The following is a 16156-nucleotide window of genomic DNA, read 5'->3' as shown; positions in this document are numbered from 1 at the left end:
AGCTTGACCTCCTGCCAGGCGGATTCAAACGATGCCCCGTAGCAGCACGGCTTGCCGGCGGGAGCGGTGTGTCAGAAAACCCTCTGTGCCTGACACACCGCTCCCGCCGGCAAGCCGTGCTGCTACGGGTTCTTCACCCAGACACCAGAAGGACACGCACCTAATGGCTGTACCGATTGAAGACTACGCGCTGCTCGGCAACTGCCGCACCGCAGCGCTGGTGACCCGCGACGGGTCGCTGGACTGGTTGTGTTTTCCGCGTTTCGACGCGCCTGCCTGCTTTGCTGCCCTGTTGGGCGACAGCGACAACGGTCGCTGGAAAATTGCCCCGCAACAGACCGCCAACTGCCAGATCACCCGCCGTTATCGCGACGGCACGCTGATTCTGGAAACCCTGTTCACCACCGATACCGGCCGCGCGATGCTCATCGACTTCATGCCCATGGCAGTCGATAACAGCGTGGTGCGTCTGGTGGTGGGGCTGGAAGGCGAGGTCGAGCTCGGCATGGATCTGGCGATTCGCTTCGATTACGGCAGCAACGTGCCGTGGGTCGAAAAGCGCGAGCCCCATGTCATGACGGCTGTCGGCGGCCCGGAAATGCTGGTGTTGCGCACACCGGCCGAAGTGCATCCGATGGATCACCACACTGAAAGCCTGTTCAGCGTGAAGGCCGGCCAGCGCCTGGGTTTCGGACTGACCTGGCAGGCGTCCCACGAGCCGGTGCGCAAGGGCTTCGATTGCGAGCAGGCGCTGGAACAGACCGAAAGCTTCTGGCGCGAGTTCTCCGACCGTTGTCCCGACGTCGGCCCCTGGTCCGAGCAGGTCAAGCGCTCGCTGATCACCCTCAAGGCCATGACCTATGCGCCCACGGGAGGCATCGTCGCCGCCGTGACCACCTCGCTGCCTGAGCAACTGGGCGGCGAGCGCAACTGGGACTACCGCTTCTGCTGGCTGCGTGACGCAACCATGACGCTGCTGGCCTTCATGAACCTGGGTTATTTCGATGAAGCCACGGCGTGGCGCAACTGGCTGTTGCGCTCGGTGGCCGGCAACCCTGAACAGGTGCAGATCATGTACGGCCTGGGCGGTGAGCGGCGCCTGCCGGAATATGAACTGCCCTGGCTCAGCGGCTATGAGGATTCGCGCCCGGTGCGGATCGGCAACGCAGCGGCCACCCAGATGCAACTGGACGTGTATGGCGAAGTGGCGGATGCCATGACACAGGCGCTCAAGAGCGGGCTGCCGCGCTTGCCGCGCAGTATCGAGATCCAGAAGGTCATCATGCCGTTTCTGGAGAGCGTGTGGCGCAACCCTGATGCCGGGATCTGGGAAATCCGTTCCGAGCCACGGCATTTTACACATTCCAAGGTGATGGCCTGGGTGTCGTTCGACCGCAATGCCGGTGTGCTGGCGCAGAGTGACAACCCGGAAGACCGCGAGCGTGGGCTGCATTACCGCAAGATCGCCGACGAGATCCACGCCGACGTCTGCGCCAGGGGCTACGACGCCCAACTGGGCAGCTTCGTGCAGACCTACGGCGGCAAGGAAATGGATGCCAGCCTGCTGCAGATCGCCTTGACCGGGTTTCTGCCGGTCGAGGATCCGCGCGTGGCCGGCACCATCGCGCAGGTCGAGAAAGCGCTGATGCAGGATGGGCTGCTGTTGCGCTATGACAGCGAGCGCAGCACCGATGGCGTGTCGGGCAGCGAAGGCACCTTTCTGGTCTGTTCGTTCTGGCTGGCGGATGTGTATGTGTTGCAGGGGCGCGAGGAGGAGGCGGCCGCGCTGTTCGACCGCTTGTGCGGCCTGTGCAACGACGTCGGTTTGCTGGCCGAGCAGTATGATCCCAGGGCCAGGCGCATGCTCGGCAATTTCCCGCAAGCGTTCAGCCACATCGGCATCATCAACACCGCCCTGAACCTGCACCGCGTGATCTGCCCGGTCAGGGCCCGGGCCGCCCATGAGGATGCGGTGACGCAGTGATGCATTCACGCCGCATACCCGTAGCAGCCGGGCTTGCCTGCGGGGGCGGCCTTGAGATCGCTCCCGGCGGCAAACCGTGCTGCTACAGAAGCATCGCTACGTACCTGTAGGAGCGCGCTTGCCCGCGACTGCGGCGTGTCAGTCACTGCAATGGGAACAGACACACCGCCGTCGCGGGCAAGCGCGCTCCTGCAGCATCAGTGTCAACGTGCCTTGCGAAAGGTGAAGTTGATCCGCTGCTCGCCCAACTGCGGATGCTCCGCCTGTTTGATCGGCATCACGCCGTGGTAGCGCAGGCGGTCTTCGCCGCCCCAGACCACCACATCGCCATGAAACAGCGGCACCCGTTGCGTGGCGTCGCTGCGGGCATGGCCGCCGAACAGGAAAATGGCCGGAATGCCCAGGGATACCGACACCACGGGCCACTGATAATCGCGCTCGTCCTTGTCCTGATGCAGCGACAGCCTTGCGCCTGGAATGTAGCGGTTGATCAGGCAGGCATCAGGCTGGAAGCCCGCAAACCCCGCAGCCTCGGCTGCTGCGCGTGCCAGCTCCATGAACACTTCAGGCATTGCCGGCCAGGGCTGGCCGGTCTGCGGATCGATGGGGCTATACAGGTAGCCGTTGCGGTCGGTGGTCCAGCCGAACTGGCCGCAACTGCTCAGCGCAACCGACATGGTGTAACCACCCGGGGTGACCATGTTGCGAAAGGGCGCCTGTGTCAGCGTCGCTTCCAGGGCAGGCAGCAAGCGGTCTAGCAGGGGCAGGGCAAAGCCACGAAACACAAAGGATTGCGCCCCGATCTGCTCGGTGGACGGCGGCTGCGGGCTGTCGTCGGCGAACAGGTCGAATGTGGCGGGCGTAGTGCCTTTGCGTTGCATCATCGCGGCGTGCCTGGCTGTCTGTTGGCGCTTACAGCGCTTTGCTGACCTTGACGTCACTGATGACGTCGTCGCTGTCGCCGTGCATCTTCTGCAGGGCTGCCAGGGCTTCTTCGGCGGACGGCGATTGCAGCAGGGCGAACTCGAAGCGGCGCTCGCCGTTGAGTTTGTAGCTGATGGCGTATTTGACGACGGGGGCTTGGTTGCTCACGTTGGGTTCCTTGGCAGGTGTCAGGTGCGCGTGCTGCAACGAAGCTTTCACGCGCACCGGTGTCTAATGAAAGAATCAGCTCAGGCGCGACGAGGTGCGGCGAACGATCTTGATCGAGTGGGTGAACGTGGTCTTGCGCCCGCCGCCGTGGCTGTCCATCTTGCGCCCGGCGGTGTCGATGGTGATGTTCCAGAAGCCGCTGCTGGGCACCGTGATCTTGGCCGGGAAGCGGTCAAATGCGCCGCCGTGGTAGGTGTGGCGCCCGCCGTTCTTGAAGCTGCGGAAATTCGCGTCGCTCATCAGACGGATGTTGCAGAGCTGGGAGCACTCGATGACGACCATGTCGTCTTCATTGAGGTGCTCGCGCTGGTGTACGAATTTCATGGGTGTCTCCAGGGACAGGGCATGCTTGAAAACCCGAAACGATATCACGGCAACCCGGGCCTTTGCTCGCCACATGGCCTATGGAGGCGATTGCGGCAATGAAAAAGTGCAAAACCCGGGGATTTAATCGAAGTCCGGCTTGTCGTAGGACATTTATTGGAGGGATTGTATGAAACTGGCTGTTGTTATTTTGGCCCTGGCGATGACCGGTTGTGCCTCTGTGGCGGACATCGAACACACGCCACCGACCATGAGCGTGATGTCTGGCAAATCCCCCCAGGAATACGCCGACTGCTTCGTGGCCAGGATCACCGACAGCCGCAATCCGCCGCAGATCGAGCCGCACCGTGAGGGCATGCGGGTCATCGTCCCGCAGAAATTCACCCACGGGACGCCGACCGCGATCGTCGATATCGAGAAGCGCTCGGGCGGCAGCTCCATCAAGTTGTTCGAGAGTGGTGGCAACAACCCGCTACGCCCCAAGGACATCCAGCACGCGGTCAACGCCTGTATTTCCGGTGAGTGACCGCGCTTACTTGCAGGTCACCAGCACGCTGCGGGTCTTGTAGTTGCCGACGTCCACGCCCAGGGTCTTGTCGGCATCCTTGGGCTGCGGGGTGCCATTGGTGCTGACGATGTTGTAGCCGGTGCCTGCGCAGGACGCCTCGGCTTTTTCGTAGCAGGCGGCCCAGGACATGGCTTCGCCCGAGCAGTCGATACTCAGGGCCTGCTTGCCATCCTTCAGGTAAGTGTTTTGCGCGGTGGCGCAGCCGGTCAGGCCCAAGACAACAACGAAGGACAGGATCTTGATCATTTTCGGATGCTTCACGATGAGGGCCAGATGAACGCCAGGGTTTTCGCGGGGATCGCGCCTGGCGTTGGGTAAGACTGGAAGACTGTGCCATCGTTCCGGCATCACGGGAACATTTTTACCCGTGCGCCGAGGCTCAGACCCCGCACAGGCGGGGCCGAACCGGTCTTTCGATCAGGACTTCTTGCCCGGGCGGCTGCGCGGGGCCAGGTCTTCGAACACCGAGGCCACTTCGACTGCGCTGCTTTCGCTCGGGAAGGGGCCGGCGACCTGCTCGCCGTCGTGGCCGATCAGCCACCAGCCGCCATCCTGCATTTTCTTGATCTGGTACCCGTTTACAACTTTGACTTCCGCCATCGATCCGTCTCGATAAATGATTCAGGCCGCCATGATACGGCGCAAGCGCATAATTTTCCTACGCAATCGAATGAATCCGGCTACGCTTGCTCCAGTCATCGCTCGGTCGTTTCGTGGAAATGGATACCCTCGTACGGATGATGTGAAGAACAGTCGGCAATCACCGATCAGAAAAAACGTTTGCGAACCGTCCCCGGACAGCTTGCAGATGCGCGGTGGTCGCAATAACCGGAATCGTGCGGAACTATCTGCGCATCCGTTCCTCTACCAAGTCAGCTAACGGCCAGCGTCGGGGGCATTGTAAGGTTATCGCCTCCTGATTAGACTGCGCCGCAACACCCCCAGCACCATCAAGGACTTATATGATCAAGAAATGCTTGTTCCCTGCAGCCGGTTACGGCACTCGCTTCTTGCCAGCGACCAAAGCCATGCCCAAAGAGATGCTGGCCGTTGTCAACAAGCCACTGATCCAGTACGGCGTGGAAGAAGCACTGGCTGCGGGCCTCAATGAAATCTCCATCGTCACCGGTCGCGGCAAACGCGCCCTGGAAGACCATTTCGACATCAGCTATGAGCTGGAGCACCAGATCAAGGGCACCGACAAGGAAAAATACCTGGTCGGCATCCGCCAGCTGATCGACGAGTGCAGCTTCTCCTACACTCGCCAGACCGAAATGAAAGGCCTGGGCCACGCGATTCTCAGCGGCCGCCCACTGATCGGTAACGAGGCATTCGCCGTGGTGTTGGCGGATGACCTGTGCGTGAACCTGGAAGGTGACGGCGTGTTGGCCCAGATGGTCAAGCTGCACAAGCAGTACAAGTGCTCGATCGTCGCGATCCAGGAAGTGGACCCGAACGAAACCAACAAGTACGGCGTGATCGCTGGCGAAGAAATCAAGGACGGCCTGTACCGTGTCACCGACATGGTCGAGAAGCCAAAACCTGAAGATGCACCGTCGAACCTGGCGATCATCGGCCGTTACATCCTGACCCCGGACATCTTCGAGAAAATCGAACAGACCGAGCCAGGCAAGGGCGGTGAAATCCAGATCACCGACGCACTGATGAAGCAGGCTGCCGAAGGCAACGTGCTGGCTTACAAGTTCAAGGGTCGTCGTTTCGACTGCGGTGGTGCCGAGGGCTACGTCGAAGCCACCAACTTCTGCTTCGAGCATTTCTACAAGACGGGCAAGTCGCTGGATCCGGTCGTTGTACCGACCAAAGCCAAGTAACTGTACTGCTCTGCAAAGCCACCTTCGGGTGGCTTTGTCGTTTCTCGGTCCTGGCCCTTGCCCGGCGCGCTGGAGCGGTTATGCTTAGGCTCTTTCGCTGGCCTGGCCAGCGCCGCGATTCGCCATGAATCCGCGAAAATCCATGCCTGCCAAGGATACAGAAATGAGCTACGACTTCGACCTCTTCGTCATCGGTGCCGGTTCCGGCGGCGTGCGTGCGGCCCGTTTTTCTGCCGGGTTCGGCGCGCGCGTGGCCGTCGCCGAGAGCCGCTACCTGGGCGGTACCTGCGTCAACGTCGGCTGCGTGCCCAAGAAGCTGCTGGTGTACGGGGCGCATTTTTCCGAAGATTTCGAGCAGGCCAAGAGCTTTGGCTGGACGGCAGGCGAGGCCGATTTCGACTGGCCGACCCTGATCGGCAACAAGAACCGTGAGATCAGCCGCCTGAACGGCATCTACCGCAACCTGCTGGGCAACAGCGGCGTCACCCTGATGGAAGGCCACGCCAGGCTGCGCGGCCCCCATGAAGTGGAAATCAACGGCCAGGTGCACACCGCCGAGCACATCATGATCGCCACCGGCGGCTGGCCGCAGGTGCCTGAGATTCCGGGTCGCGAACACGCCATCACTTCCAACGAGGTGTTTTTCCTCGAGCAGATGCCCAAGCGCGTCGTGGTGGTGGGGGGCGGTTACATCGCCGTCGAGTTCGCCTCGATCTTCAATGGCCTGGGTGCCCAGGTGTCGCTGATGTACCGCGGCGAACTGTTCCTGCGCGGCTTCGACGGCAGCGTGCGTACGCACCTGCACCAGGAACTGACCAAGCACGGCATGGACATCCGCTTCAAGACCGAAATCGCCAGTATCGAAAAACTCGCCGATGGCACGCTGCAGCTGACGCTCAACGACGGCAGTTCGGTGAACACCGATTGCGTGTTCTACGCCACGGGCCGCCGCCCGATGCTGGACGACCTGGGCATGGAGACGGTCAATGTCGAGCTCGATGACAAGGGCTTCGTCAAGGTCGACGACAACTACCAGACCAGCGAGCCATCGATCATCGCCGTGGGCGATGTGATCGGTCGCGTGCAACTGACCCCGGTGGCGCTGGCCGAAGGCATGGCGGTGGCCCGTCGCCTGTTCAAGCCTGAGCAGTATCGTCCGGTGGACTACCGCCACATTCCGACGGCGGTGTTCAGCCTGCCGAACATCGGTACCGTGGGGCTCACCGAGGAAGAGGCGAAGAAGGATGGCTTCGACGTGCAGGTCTTCGAAAGCACCTTCCGCCCGATGAAGCTGACCCTGACCGACAACCAGGAGCGCACCCTGATGAAGCTGGTGGTCGACAGGAAGACCGATCGCGTCCTGGGTTGCCACATGGTGGGGCCCGACGCCGGCGAAATCGTCCAGAGCCTGGCCATTGCGCTCAAGGCGGGCGCGACCAAGCAGATCTTCGACGACACCATCGGCGTGCATCCGACAGCAGCCGAAGAGTTCGTCACCATGCGCACAGCGACCCGCTGACCGCTTGATGTCATGGATGTAAAGGATCCGGTCTCATGGATGAGGACCGGACGGGTATAGTTTGAACGGGATGGACCCAGTTTTTGACCAGAAAGAGTTTTTCGGCATCCATGCCTCTGAATCCCGCAGGACCTGACGAGCCGGGCGCAGAACAGGCGCAGGCGCTGCATGAAAGCGAGCGCCAGTTCCGCACCCTGGCCGACAACATGAGCCAGCTGGCCTGGATCGCGGACCCGGCTGGACGCATCTATTGGTACAACGCCCGCTGGTACAGCTACACCGGCACTTCCCACGAGGCCATGATGGCCCTGGGCTGGCGCTCGCTGCATCACCCGGACCACCTGGAGCGCGTCGATTCCAGAATGCGTCGCTGCTTCGCCACGGGCTCCATCTGGGAAGACACCTTCCCGCTGCGGGGCAAGGATGGCCTGTACCGCTGGTTCCTGTGTCGCGCGCTGCCGATCCGCGAAGCGTCGGGCAACATTACCTACTGGCTGGGCACGAGCACGGACATCACCGCCCAGGTGAAAGCAGAGGATGCCCTGCGCGAACTCAACGAGAGCCTGGAGCGGCGGGTGGCGGAGCGCACCCGCGAGCTGGCCGAAATCAACGAACGCCTGCAGATCGAGATCAGCGAGCGCGCCCAGGCCGAGGAGGCGCTGCGTCACGCACAGAAGATGGATGCCATCGGCCAGTTGACCGGCGGCATCGCCCACGACTTCAACAACATGCTGACGGGTGTGCTCGGTGCGCTGGACCTGATCCAGCGCCGGGTGGCAGCGGGGCGTGTCGGCGAGATCGGCCGCTATATCGATGCCGCCATGAACTCGGCCAATCGTGCGGCATCCCTGACTCACCGGCTGCTGGCCTTCGCCCGGCGTCAATCACTCAATACCCAGCCGGTGGACATCAACCGCATGGTGATGTCCATGGAAGAGCTGCTGCGGCGCACCACCGGTGAAAGCATCGAGCTGGAAATCGACCTCAGCAGCGCGTTGCGCCTGACCCGCACTGACGAGCACCAGCTGGAAAACGCGCTGCTCAACCTGGTGATCAACGCCCGGGATGCGATGCCCAACGGCGGCCGTCTGCTGATCCAGACCGAGGCGGTGCATGTGGCGGTGATGCATGATGCCCTGGCGCCCGGTGACTACGTTCGCCTCGGCGTGCAGGACACGGGGGCCGGCATGTCGGCGCAAGTCATCGCCCGGGCCTTCGATCCATTCTTCACCACCAAGCCCATCGGCCAGGGCACCGGCCTGGGGTTGTCGATGGTCTATGGCTTCATCAACCAGACCGGTGGCCAGGTGCTGATCGACAGCACCGAGGGGCAGGGCACGCGCATCGATCTGTACCTGCCGTGCCACTTCGAATCCAATGGCGGTACCCCGGCAGACGACGAAGACATCGCCCCGCCACGTGCGAGCCAGGGTGAGCGAGTGTTGGTGGTCGAGGATGAGCCGGACGTGCGCATGCTGGTGGTCGATGTGTTGCGCGAGCTGGGCTACTCGGTCGAGGTCGCGGCGGACGGAGCGGCGGCCTTGCCGTTTCTGGAGGGTGGCGGACGTATCGACTTGCTGGTGACCGATGTCGGCTTGCCCGGGCTCAACGGCCGTCAGGTGGCGGAAATTGCCCGGCAGCACCGACCGGGCTTGCGCGTGCTGTTCATGACCGGTTACGCGGGGAACGCGCTGGTCCGTGGCGAGGTGCTGGAGGACGGCATGGACATGCTGACCAAGCCGTTCACCATAGACGACCTCGCGCAGCGGGTGCGCGGATTGATCGAAAGCGCTGACTAGTCCGGTTGCGCGCCGGTCTTGCCGCCCTTGAGGTTTTCCAGCGCCAGTTCGGTCTTGATCAGGATCAGCTCCAGTACACGGTTCTGCTGGTCGCGCTCGGTCAGTTGTTGCTTGAGCTTTTCCATCTCGACCTTGGCGTTGCGCACCCGCTCCTTGAGCAGGACGCTTTGGCCGTGGGCGTCGAGGTGCCGCTCCTTGAGGGTCTGGATTTGCCCGTCCTTGTCAGCCAGGCGGCTGGCGGTGTCCTGAGCGGCCTGACTCAGGCGGGCGTTTTCCTTCTGCTCATTCTGCAGCGCCTCGCGCACCTGCAGCAGGGTGGCGGTCTGGCTGCCCAGGGTGGTGGTCTGCGCGGCATGCCGCTCGCGTAACTCGGCCAACTGGCGGCGTGTGTCCTGGAGCTCGCCTTGCATTGCCTGGCGCTCAGCGTCGAGGCTGGCCCTGGCGTCGTCAATCTGCTCGCGGGACTTTTCCTTCAGGCGCGAGGCCAGTCGGGCGACCAGGGCGGTCAGTTCCTCGTCGATCTGCGACGCCGCTGCATCATGGCCTTCAGCATCGATTTCCCGCATGAGGCGATGGATGGTGGTCTTTGACCCTGTATTGCCCATCTCGATGCGTACTGCATCGATACTGGGGTTTTCGCCCCGGGCGATGATCGCATTGCGCGCGGCTTGCACTTCGGCCCTGTTAATACCGCTTCTTGCCATGATGCTTTCCGTTCAATTCGTACCAGATACGTATCGCATATTACGTACCACCTAATGGCGCGTATTGTGCGTCATTGTCAGCAGGTTGTCTGCACCGGGTTGAACAGTGCGGGATGAACTGGGTAGGCTGGGACGGCGTCTGATGATCCGTCGCTGGGCAGGGACGGGTTCGCCAAGCTGTAACCTGATTCTGCTACTGACTGAATTCTTCTATTAATAGAGTCTTCTTATAGCGAAAACCAATTAGCCGCATCAGGTTTGCCAATGAGCCCCTGCCGCCGATTGTGCGTAAGATCCTTCCCATCGAATTAATGACCTGATTCATTCAACCCTAAGGAGATCCACCCGATGCCTATCATTAACAGCCAAGTAAAGCCGTTCAAAGCTACCGCTTTCAAAAACGGTTCTTTCGTTGACGTTTCGGATGCTGACCTCAAAGGCAAATGGTCTGTGGTGTTCTTCTACCCAGCCGACTTCACCTTCGTCTGCCCGACCGAGCTGGAAGACCTGGCTGACAACTACGAAGCCTTCAAAAAGCTGGGCGTAGAAATCTACTCCGTTTCGACCGACACCCACTTTGCCCACGCTGCCTGGCACAACACTTCGCCAGCCATCGGCAAAATCCAGTACACCATGATCGGCGACCCGACCCTGACCATCTCCCGCAACTTCGACGTGCTGATCGAAGAAGCTGGCCTGGCTGACCGCGGTACTTTCGTGATCAACCCTGAAGGTCAGATCAAGATCGTCGAGCTGAACGACGGTGGTGTTGGTCGTGACGCCTCCGAGCTGCTGCGCAAGATCAAGGCTGCTCAGTACGTCGCTGCACACCCAGGTGAAGTCTGCCCGGCCAAATGGCAGGAAGGCGAGGCCACTCTGGCTCCGTCCCTGGACCTGGTCGGCAAGATCTAAGTCCTCGTGACCGGATCGGGGGCGATGAGCCCATAAGCAAGTAAACCGCATCGCCCCCAAAAAAACGCCCGGGCGGTCATCGCCTGGGCGTTTTTATTTCAAGACCTGAAAAAAGCTGATTAAGGAAAGTCGATCATGTTGGACGCCAATCTCAAAGCCCAGTTGAAATCGTACCTGGAGCGGATCACTCGCCCGATCGATATCGTCGCGTCCCTCGATGACGGCGCGAAATCACAGGAAATGCTGGTCCTGCTCAACGACATCGTTGCAAGTTCCAGCCAGATCACCCTGAACACCAATGGCACTGACGCACGCACTCCATCCTTCGCCCTGAACAGCCCAGGCCAGGACATCAAGCTGCGTTTTGCCGGCCTGCCCATGGGCCACGAATTCACCTCGCTGGTACTGGCGCTGCTGCAAGTGGGCGGCTACCCGTCCAAGGCCACCGAGGACACCATCGAGCAGGCACGTTCCCTGAGCGGTGAGTTCAAGTTTGAAACCTACTTCTCGCTGACCTGCCAGAACTGCCCGGACGTGGTCCAGGCGCTGAACCTCTTGGCCGTGCTCAACCCCAACGTGCAGCACGTCGCCATCGAAGGCGGCCTGTTCCAGCAGGAGGTCACGGACCGCCAGATCATGTCGGTGCCGAGCATCTACCTCAACGGCGAACTGTTCGCCCAGGGTCGCATGAACCTGGAAGAGATTCTGGCGAAGATCGACACCAGCGCCGGTGATCGCCAGGCCGAGAAGCTCAATGCCAAGGAAGCCTTCGACGTGCTCGTCGTCGGTGGTGGCCCTGCAGGTTCGGCAGCGGCGATCTACGCCGCGCGTAAAGGCATCCGCACCGGTGTCGCGGCTGAGCGCTTCGGCGGTCAGGTGCTGGACACCATGGCAATCGAGAACTTCATTTCGGTTCAACACACCGAAGGCCCGAAACTGGCCGTTGCCCTTGAAGAGCACGTCAAGGAATACGAAGTCGACATCATGAACCTGCAGCGCGGCGACCAACTGATTCCTGGCAAGGACGGCGAGCTGCACCAGGTCAAGTTCGCCAGCGGCGGCGTGCTCAAGGGCAAGACCGTGATCCTGGCCACGGGCGCCCGCTGGCGCGAGATGAACGTGCCCGGCGAGCAGCAATACCGCAACAAGGGCGTGGCCTACTGCCCGCACTGCGACGGCCCGCTGTTCAAGGGCAAGCGCGTGGCGGTGATCGGCGGCGGCAACTCGGGTGTGGAAGCGGCCATCGACCTGGCTGGTATCGTCTCCCACGTGACCCTGCTGGAATTCGACAGCAGCCTGCGTGCCGATGCGGTGCTCCAGCGCAAGCTGCACAGCCTGCCGAACGTGACGGTACTGACCAGCGCCCTGACCACCGAAGTGACCGGCGACGGCCAGAAGGTCAACGGCCTGCGCTACAAGAACCGCACCACCGATGAGGTGCTGGACATCGAGCTGGAAGGCATCTTCGTGCAGATCGGTCTGTTGCCCAACACCGAATGGCTCAAAGGCACCATCGAGCTGTCGCCACGGGGAGAGATCGTGGTCGACAACCGCGGCGAAACCTCGATCCCGGGCATCTTCGCAGCCGGTGACGTGACCACCGTGCCGTACAAGCAGATCGTGATCGCCGTGGGCGAGGGCGCCAAGGCTTCCCTCAGCGCATTCGACCACCTGATCCGCACCAGCGCTCCGGCGTAATGGCTGGCTGAAACGGCGCCACAAAAAAACCTCATGAGTAATCATGAGGTTTTTTTTATGGGCCACCGAACCGTAGGAGCGCGCTTGCCCGCGACGGGGGTTGTCAGTCACTGCAGTGGCGGCAGACACACTGCGCTCGCGGGCAAGCGCGCTCCTACAAGAGCACTGGCGTTATTCGGCGACCGGCGTCGGCTGAATGATCTCGACCCAGTAGCCATCCGGATCCTTGACGAACGCCAGGCTCTTCATGCGCCCGTCGGTCAGGCGTTTCTGGAAGTCCACGCCCAGCTCTTCGAAGCGCGCGCAGGCGACGTGCACGTCCGGCACCGAGATGCAGATGTGGCCGAAACCGCGAGGGTCGGTGTTGCCGTTGTGGTAGGCGAATGCCGGGTCTTTTTCGGTGCCGTGGTTGTGGGTCAGCTCCAGGATGCCCGGGATGCCTTTCATCCAGACGGTACGCGCGGCGTCGTCAGCCGGGATCTGCGCCTTGTCGACCAGTGCCAGGAAGTACAGGCTGAATTCGGCTTCGGGGAAGTCACGCTTCTCCACCAGGCTGAAACCCAGCACGCGGGTGTAGAAATCCAGCGATGCGGTGATGTCTTTCACGCGCAGCATGGTGTGGTTGAACACGAATTGGGCGGTGGCGGTGTCCGGTTGGGCGGTAACGCCAGGGAAGGTGTTCAGTTCGTGCAGACTCATGGGTGACTCCGGATAGATCCTGTAAATGTTGCTCAATGATACGGGACCCGGCGCCCGAGCCAAACCCGAAATGTGCACAAACCTTACGCCTGCGCTTGTGAACCCCGAGCGACAGGCCCACACTTTGTGGCTCTACGCTCAGGTATCGCTCATGTTTTCAACGTTACGCGCAGTTTCCCTGGCCGGCATGTGTCTGGCATTTGGCGCAGGCCATGCCCTGGCGGCAGACGCCATGATTGTCTGGCCCAGCGACTGGGAGGTCGAGGCACTGCCCACGCAGGAAGCCGGCCCTGATCGGCCCTCGGTGCAGGTGCGCCAGCGTGCGGTCAAGAGCGATGGCAACGGCGATCCGGCGATGGTCGTGGAACTGACCCAGACCCGCTTGCAGGCCGGTCATGAAGTGAACGTCGAAGGCGTGCTGCTGGAGATGCGCAAGGCGGTGCAGGTCAACTTCGTGCACGGCGGCTTCCAGAGCGTCTGCACCCGGATGAAAGAAAGCACCCTGAGCCAGGTGCCGGCGATGGAAACCACCTGCACCATTACCCAGAACGGCGCCCATGTGATGACCCAGACCCTGGTGGCGGCCGCCAACAAGGAAACGGCCTGGTCGTTGTCCTATGCGGGCTCGGCCGATGGTTACGCGGCCAACAAGGAAGAGGTGCAGCGTATAAGGGATAGCCTGAAACTCAATGCCGCGCCATGATCTTAATTGATCGCGATCAAATCGCAGGCATAAAGAAGCCCGCCGAAGCGGGCATGGGGCGCTAATCCTTTAGCAGCCTTCATCCTGTAGAAGTGCTTGTGAAAAAAACGTGAAGAAAACTCCCCTTCGGCGGCTTTGCTAGATATTTCTCGACCACTTGTCATTTGGCGTCAATAGTTTGTGGGTGACGTTCTTTTGTCGCGGTATCAGCCATGGCGATAACACCAACTCATTACTGCTTTCGAGGAAGGACGAGGCGGCGATAACTATACGAAAGGAGGCGGCAAACCGTTACTGCGCGGGGCACAGGAACTAGCAGAAGGGGATGTGGCCAGGTCTTGTATTATTAGCGCTTATAAGAAAGCCCCGGCAAGCGGGGCTTTTTTATAACAGCATTGCGCAACGGGATGGGATCAGCCGCGCAGCCAGGAGTCGACGGTTTCGGCGCCGTACTGTTCCTTCCAGGATTTCAGGCCGCGATGGTTGCCGCCCTTGGTCTCGATCAGCTCGCCGGTGTGCGGGTTCTGATAGACCTTGACCACGCGAGCGCGGCGGCGTTTCGGGCCTGCTGGCGCGGCGGTTGCGGCCGAAGGGTTGGGATCGAGGATGGCAATGACATCACGCAGGCTCTTGTCGTAGCTGGTCATCAGGGCCTGGAGCTTCTGTTCGAATTCGATCTCCTTTTTCAGTCCGGCATCATTCTTCAGGCTTTCCAGCTGGGCCAGCTGTTCCTGAAGGGCTCGTTCTGCTGCGCGAAACTCGGCAAGTCTGGACAAAAAATAGTACTCCGGCGATTAGTGGCTGTTGTCAGCCCAACCCAAGCAACATGGACGCATGTAAGGGTCCTGTGCTCATTTTTAAGGCTACCCCGTGGCGTGATCGTCATACATCGGAATAACGTCAGGCGGTCAGCTCAACATCAGCGAAAGGGTAGTTGTGATGCGCGACAGGTAAATAATGCACTTTTTTTTCGAGTTGTAAAATAGCCGGGGCGCAATTGTTAAATGAAACATCCATGTAAAATTATCGGGTCTGACAGAAAATGCCGGAGCAGGAGAACAGCCGTTGTAAGTAATTTCTCAAACTTGGCAATTTATGGAAAAGATCAAAGCCAGCGGTTGGCGCGGCCCTGGCGTATTTACAGGCCCTGTTGCAGGGCAGGGTCGTCGGGGTTGAGCTGCTCCAGTTCCGCCAGCAGAACCTGCACCTTCTGCAACTGGCCGTTTTCTTTCCAGTAGTCGATGAGTAGCGTTCGGGCGCGGCGGTTGGCGGGCTGGCGCTGGAGGATTTCCTCGAGTTGGCGCTGGGCCGGTTCTAGTTGCGCAAGGTCATGCAGGGCCACGGCCAGGTCGTAGCGGTACTGGGTGTTGTCGGCGTCCAGTTCCACTGCCTTGGCCAGCGCCAGCAGCGCGTATTCGTTCTGTTGATGGCGCAGCAGCCAGGTGCCCAGTTCATGTTGCAGCAGCGAGGATTGCGGGTGTTTTTCGAGCAACGCCGCCAGTTGCTGGCGTGACTGCTCCATCTGCCCCTGACGGTCGAGCAGTTGCACCTGGGCGACTCCGGCCTCGATGTTGTTCGGTTCCAGTTTCAGCGCCAGGTCCAGGGCCTCCAGTGCCTTGCGGGGAGCGTTCTGGGTGACCAGTATCTTCGCCAGCTGGATCTGGCTCTGACCGCTGGGTGGCTGGGACGCCAGGGTGTTCTGGTACTGATCGGCGGCCTCCTGGAAGGCGCTGAAGTACAGGCCCAGGTCATCCGGCGTGAGCCCGGTCAATGCCCGCACTGCGCTGAATCGAACGTTCTGGTCGGGGGCGTCCAGCAGCGGACCGATCAGCATGCTGCGCTGGGCGTTGGACACCATGTTGGTCACTGCATCGATGGCTGCCTGCTGCACCAGCGGCACGGGGCGCTTGAGGTCGCCGTCGAGGATTTTCAGCGCCTGGGCGCTGGGGTAGTTGCCCAGTTCAGCCAGCAGCCCTGCGCGGCGGATGTCCGAAAGGTCGGTGCGGCTCAATTGCTGGTACAGCACCCGCGCCGCGCCCGGCTTGCCGTTGTGGGCCTGCTCCAGCGCCTCGGCATAGCTGTGATTGACCACCACGGGGGCCGGCGGGGCGTACCAGCCACGCACCAGCCAACCTGCGCCCAGGAGCAGCAACAGCACGGACACGACCACGACAGCCCGTCCGCGACGGCGAGCCTTCAACGGTGAAGGGGAGTGTGGCTGGGGCGCGTTAGGCATACCGATTTCCGTTTCTGCATGAGGGG

Annotated in this window: 17 protein-coding genes and 1 pseudogene; 9 read left to right on the top strand and 9 right to left on the bottom strand. The window is 61.3% G+C overall.

Features of this window, described 5'->3' with window-relative positions:
• Nucleotides 1-163 precede the first annotated feature (163 nt).
• Entirely contained in the window at nucleotides 164-1984 is a 1821-nt protein-coding gene (locus ACIPO9_RS26310) for a glycoside hydrolase family 15 protein (RefSeq protein WP_400784269.1), read from the top strand.
• A gap of 203 nt (nucleotides 1985-2187) precedes the next feature.
• On the opposite strand, the gene alkB is transcribed toward ACIPO9_RS26310, so the two are convergent.
• The 3 genes from alkB to ACIPO9_RS26295 form a co-directional block, all read right to left on the bottom strand.
• A complete protein-coding gene (gene alkB / locus ACIPO9_RS26305; RefSeq protein WP_274130895.1) occupies nucleotides 2188-2865 on the bottom strand; it encodes a DNA oxidative demethylase AlkB in 678 nt (225 codons plus the stop codon).
• Nucleotides 2866-2896: 31 nt separating this feature from the next.
• Complete coding sequence (locus tag ACIPO9_RS26300; RefSeq protein ID WP_274130827.1) at nucleotides 2897-3076, bottom strand: hypothetical protein; 180 nt, start codon at nucleotides 3074-3076, stop codon at nucleotides 2897-2899.
• A gap of 75 nt (nucleotides 3077-3151) precedes the next feature.
• Complete coding sequence (locus tag ACIPO9_RS26295) at nucleotides 3152-3460, bottom strand: DUF1883 domain-containing protein (RefSeq protein ID WP_274130828.1); 309 nt, start codon at nucleotides 3458-3460, stop codon at nucleotides 3152-3154.
• A gap of 169 nt (nucleotides 3461-3629) precedes the next feature.
• Between ACIPO9_RS26295 and ACIPO9_RS26290 the strand changes: the two genes are divergently transcribed.
• The gene (locus ACIPO9_RS26290; protein WP_400784268.1) at nucleotides 3630-3986 is read left to right on the top strand and encodes a hypothetical protein; all 357 of its coding nucleotides are present in this window, start codon (nucleotides 3630-3632) and stop codon (nucleotides 3984-3986) included.
• A 6-nt stretch (nucleotides 3987-3992) separates the two neighbouring features.
• Here the strand turns inward: ACIPO9_RS26290 and ACIPO9_RS26285 are convergent, their stop codons facing one another.
• Together ACIPO9_RS26285 and ACIPO9_RS26280 are read right to left on the bottom strand one after the other, a co-directional pair.
• On the bottom strand, nucleotides 3993-4274 hold the full coding sequence (locus ACIPO9_RS26285) for a hypothetical protein (RefSeq protein ID WP_400784267.1): 282 nt from the start codon (nucleotides 4272-4274) through the stop codon (nucleotides 3993-3995).
• Between the two features lie 171 nt (nucleotides 4275-4445).
• Nucleotides 4446-4628, bottom strand: coding sequence for a hypothetical protein (locus ACIPO9_RS26280; RefSeq protein WP_274130831.1), 183 nt, complete (start codon nucleotides 4626-4628; stop codon nucleotides 4446-4448).
• Nucleotides 4629-4990: 362 nt separating this feature from the next.
• Here ACIPO9_RS26280 and galU point away from each other — a divergent pair, with 362 nt between their 5' ends.
• From galU to ACIPO9_RS26260, 4 genes and pseudogenes are all read left to right on the top strand, one after another.
• Nucleotides 4991-5860 (top strand): UTP--glucose-1-phosphate uridylyltransferase GalU, encoded by an 870-nt coding sequence (gene galU / locus ACIPO9_RS26275; protein ID WP_274130832.1) that lies wholly within the window; start codon nucleotides 4991-4993, stop codon nucleotides 5858-5860.
• Between the two features lie 163 nt (nucleotides 5861-6023).
• On the top strand, nucleotides 6024-7379 hold the full coding sequence (gorA, locus tag ACIPO9_RS26270) for a glutathione-disulfide reductase (RefSeq protein WP_400784265.1): 1356 nt from the start codon (nucleotides 6024-6026) through the stop codon (nucleotides 7377-7379).
• A gap of 83 nt (nucleotides 7380-7462) precedes the next feature.
• A pseudogene (locus tag ACIPO9_RS26265) lies at nucleotides 7463-8743 on the top strand (ATP-binding protein); the annotation flags it as partial.
• Nucleotides 8744-8818: 75 nt separating this feature from the next.
• Nucleotides 8819-9178 (top strand): response regulator, encoded by a 360-nt coding sequence (locus tag ACIPO9_RS26260; RefSeq protein WP_400607750.1) that lies wholly within the window; start codon nucleotides 8819-8821, stop codon nucleotides 9176-9178.
• Here the strand turns inward: ACIPO9_RS26260 and ACIPO9_RS26255 are convergent.
• A complete protein-coding gene (locus ACIPO9_RS26255) occupies nucleotides 9175-9882 on the bottom strand; it encodes a DNA-binding protein (RefSeq protein WP_400784263.1) in 708 nt (235 codons plus the stop codon). The two genes, ACIPO9_RS26260 and ACIPO9_RS26255, sit on opposite strands and share 4 nt — an antisense overlap.
• A gap of 348 nt (nucleotides 9883-10230) precedes the next feature.
• Between ACIPO9_RS26255 and ahpC the strand changes: the two genes are divergently transcribed.
• Nucleotides 10231-10794 (top strand): alkyl hydroperoxide reductase subunit C, encoded by a 564-nt coding sequence (ahpC, locus tag ACIPO9_RS26250; protein WP_274130835.1) that lies wholly within the window; start codon nucleotides 10231-10233, stop codon nucleotides 10792-10794.
• Nucleotides 10795-10929: 135 nt separating this feature from the next.
• Nucleotides 10930-12492, top strand: a complete 1563-nt coding sequence (gene ahpF / locus ACIPO9_RS26245; RefSeq protein WP_400784262.1) for an alkyl hydroperoxide reductase subunit F — start codon at nucleotides 10930-10932, stop codon at nucleotides 12490-12492.
• A 171-nt stretch (nucleotides 12493-12663) separates the two neighbouring features.
• Here ahpF and gloA read toward each other — a convergent pair whose 3' ends face one another.
• Nucleotides 12664-13191 carry a lactoylglutathione lyase gene (gloA, locus tag ACIPO9_RS26240; RefSeq protein ID WP_400784261.1) on the bottom strand — a complete coding sequence of 176 codons (528 nt, stop codon included), beginning with the start codon at nucleotides 13189-13191 and terminating at the stop codon, nucleotides 12664-12666.
• A gap of 151 nt (nucleotides 13192-13342) precedes the next feature.
• On the opposite strand from gloA, the gene ACIPO9_RS26235 reads away from it, so the two are divergent.
• On the top strand, nucleotides 13343-13894 hold the full coding sequence (locus ACIPO9_RS26235) for a DUF4946 domain-containing protein (protein WP_274130838.1): 552 nt from the start codon (nucleotides 13343-13345) through the stop codon (nucleotides 13892-13894).
• Between the two features lie 413 nt (nucleotides 13895-14307).
• On the opposite strand, the gene ACIPO9_RS26230 is transcribed toward ACIPO9_RS26235, so the two are convergent.
• A complete protein-coding gene (locus ACIPO9_RS26230; RefSeq protein ID WP_274130839.1) occupies nucleotides 14308-14670 on the bottom strand; it encodes a histone-like nucleoid-structuring protein, MvaT/MvaU family in 363 nt (120 codons plus the stop codon).
• Between the two features lie 362 nt (nucleotides 14671-15032).
• A complete protein-coding gene (locus ACIPO9_RS26225; RefSeq protein ID WP_274130840.1) occupies nucleotides 15033-16130 on the bottom strand; it encodes a tetratricopeptide repeat protein in 1098 nt (365 codons plus the stop codon).
• Between the last annotated feature and the right edge of the window lie 26 nt (nucleotides 16131-16156).

The organism is Pseudomonas sp. NPDC090203 (assembly GCF_044746765.1).
GTDB classification, from domain to species: domain Bacteria; phylum Pseudomonadota; class Gammaproteobacteria; order Pseudomonadales; family Pseudomonadaceae; genus Aquipseudomonas; species Aquipseudomonas putida_AD.
Note: the sequence above shows the minus strand (reverse complement) of the source record. Positions and strands in the feature narration are given on the sequence as shown.